Genomic DNA, 1,061 nt, shown 5'->3' on the forward strand with positions numbered 1-1,061 from the left:
CTGAGAGACCCCTCATCCGACGGCCTTCGGCCGCCACCTTCTCCCGCAAGGGGAGAAGGACTTTCAGTCACCCACCACCAATAAAGGTCACGATCTCGATCCGATCCCCGTCGGCCAGCGCCGTGTCGGCATAGAGCGAGCGCGGGGCGATCTCGAGGTTGCGCTCGACCGCCACCTTGCGCGCGTCCAGGCCAAGGGCGGCCACCAGGTCCGCGATGCTGGCGACGCCGTCGAATTGGCGGTCTTCGCCGTTCAGTAGAAGTCTCATCTCACCTCCGAAGCGAGGCATGCTTGTGACGCGAGGGAACCGGCTATACAAGACCTCCGGAATCGACGGCGGAGCCGAATGGTCAAACCGATCCATGTGCTGAGCGGGCCCAATCTCAACCTGTTGGGAACGCGGGAGCCCGAGATATACGGCAAGGACACCCTGGATGACGTGCGCAAGCGCTGCGAAGCGCGGGCCGCGGCCAAGGGGCTTTCCGTCGTTTTCCGGCAGAGCAATCACGAAGGCGTGCTGATCGACTGGGTGCAGGAAGCTCGCACCGAGGCCAGCGCGCTCGTGATCAATCCGGCGGGTTATGGACACACCTCCATCGCCCTCCTCGACGCCCTGAAGACCTTGAATATCCCGGTCATCGAGTGTCACCTGTCGAACCCTGCGGCGCGGGAAGAGTTCCGTCGCCACACCTTCGTTTCGCTTGCCGCGACGGGCCTGGTCTCGGGCTTCGGCGCGGCAAGCTATGAACTGGCCATCGAGGCCGCCGCCGGACTGATCAGCGCCGACTGACGTCCGCGCTCCCGGCCCAGAACCATAAGGTACGATTTCAATGTCCACTCCGAAGGCTCCCGAGACGGTCGAAACCCCGTCGATCGACGCCCGCCTCGTCCGCAAGCTCGCCGACATCCTGAAGGACACCGGCCTGAGCGAGATCGAGGTCGAGCATGCCGGCCTGAAGATCCGCGTCGCCCGTGAACTGACCGTCGCCCCGACCGCCTACGTCCAGGCCGCTCCGGCCGCCGCGGCCGCGCCGCTGGCCGCCCCGGCCCCGGTCGCCGCG

Annotated in this window: 2 protein-coding genes and 1 pseudogene; 2 read left to right on the top strand and 1 reads right to left on the bottom strand. The window is 66.2% G+C overall.

Going from position 1 to position 1,061, the window contains the following annotated elements; genetic code table 11:
* Positions 1 to 67: 67 nt before the first annotated feature.
* Complete coding sequence (gene thiS / locus DMC18_RS23050) at positions 68 to 268, bottom strand: sulfur carrier protein ThiS (RefSeq protein WP_058346516.1); 201 nt, start codon at positions 266 to 268, stop codon at positions 68 to 70.
* A 78-nt stretch (positions 269 to 346) separates the two neighbouring features.
* Here thiS and DMC18_RS23055 point away from each other — a divergent pair, with 78 nt between their 5' ends.
* Complete coding sequence (locus DMC18_RS23055) at positions 347 to 790, top strand: type II 3-dehydroquinate dehydratase (protein WP_110133346.1); 444 nt, start codon at positions 347 to 349, stop codon at positions 788 to 790.
* A gap of 40 nt (positions 791 to 830) precedes the next feature.
* Positions 831 to 1,061, top strand: a pseudogene (locus tag DMC18_RS23060) (acetyl-CoA carboxylase, biotin carboxyl carrier protein); the annotation flags it as partial.

Origin of the sequence: Caulobacter sp. D5 (assembly GCF_003185805.1) — a bacterium.
In the GTDB taxonomy this organism is placed as follows: domain Bacteria; phylum Pseudomonadota; class Alphaproteobacteria; order Caulobacterales; family Caulobacteraceae; genus Caulobacter.